This window comes from Duganella sp. SG902 (assembly GCF_013376005.1).
Lineage (GTDB): Bacteria > Pseudomonadota > Gammaproteobacteria > Burkholderiales > Burkholderiaceae_D > Rugamonas.
In genome coordinates this window covers 1-1,085 of sequence record NZ_JABMJK010000046.1, presented here as the reverse complement: position 1 = coordinate 1,085, position 1,085 = coordinate 1, and the positions used below count along the sequence as shown (strand labels likewise).

General features: G+C 59.2%; 1 protein-coding gene and 1 pseudogene. Both read left to right on the top strand.

Features of this window, described 5'->3' with window-relative positions; translation table 11 throughout:
* Window positions 1-645, top strand: a 645-nt coding sequence (locus FHW83_RS31020; RefSeq protein ID WP_229224431.1) for a DUF2345 domain-containing protein, incomplete at its 5' end; no start/stop codon positions are given.
* A gap of 15 nt (window positions 646-660) precedes the next feature.
* Window positions 661-1,085, top strand: a pseudogene (locus tag FHW83_RS30415) (hypothetical protein); the annotation flags it as partial.

Sequence of the window (1,085 nt, the reverse complement as noted above, 5' to 3'; positions counted from 1 at the left end):
TCGGTGGCGGCCAACGCGGCCGGCTACTTCAGCCAGAACGGCGGCATCCAGGCCATCGCCGCCAACGGCCCGGTGTCGCTGCAGGCGCATACAGATCAGCTGGAGATTTTGGCGGACAAGGCGGTCAAGGTCATCTCGGTTAACGATAGCGTCGAAATCAAGGCCAGCCAGAAAATCGTGCTGCAAGCGGGCCAGTCTTCCATCACGCTGGACGGCGGTGACATCACCTTCGCCTGCCCGGGCAATTTCACGGTCAAGGGCGGGCAGCATGTGTTTGATGGCGGCGCCAGCGCCCCTGCGCAGTTGGCGCAGTTGCCGGAGGGCGAACTGCCGCCGGATACCCTATACCTGGATCACCGTTATCACGACGACCAGCCTCTGGCTGGCGCCGAATACGTGGTCACGCTGGCCGACGGCACCGAACGCAAGGGCAAGCTTGACGGTCAAGGCCGCGCGGTCATTCAAAACGTGAAGGCCGGCGTGGCCAAAGTCAGTTACGGTCCTATGCCCGGCGCCTTCGAACGCGTCGATAAAACGCCGATGCCGGATTACGCTGCCCTGCCTTCCGACGCAAAGCTCGACAGCCTGTTCGATAAGTATTTCAAGTCAGATGAGAGCCAGAACAATCCAAATAGCGTGGCTTGACAAGGAAAAAGCGAGATGAGCAATACACCAAATCCTCCTGCTGGCTGGACGCTAAGTCATTTCAAGGCAGTCTGCGCCGACGTTGGAAGCTGGACTTGGGGAACGGTCCAGGGGGCGTTCAACGAGAAGGCCAGCATTACCCAAATTATTGTGGACGCGGTTATCGGCATGATTCCGCTCGTGGGAGATGCAACGGCCGTGCGAGACCTGATCGCCGTTGTTATCGGCCTGGCAGATGACGAAGAAAAACGCAAATCGACTTGGCAATGGGTGTTGTTGGTCGTGCTGCTATTTGCCCTCATTCCTGTCATTGGCGGCGTTGTCAAAGGAGTCGGGCGCATTATCGTCAAGGTCGCCCAGGAAGCGGCACATCTGGCCGGTGCTGCCAAGGCGGCACACCTGCTCGCAGGCGCAAAGGAAGTTATCGAGTTCCTCAACCG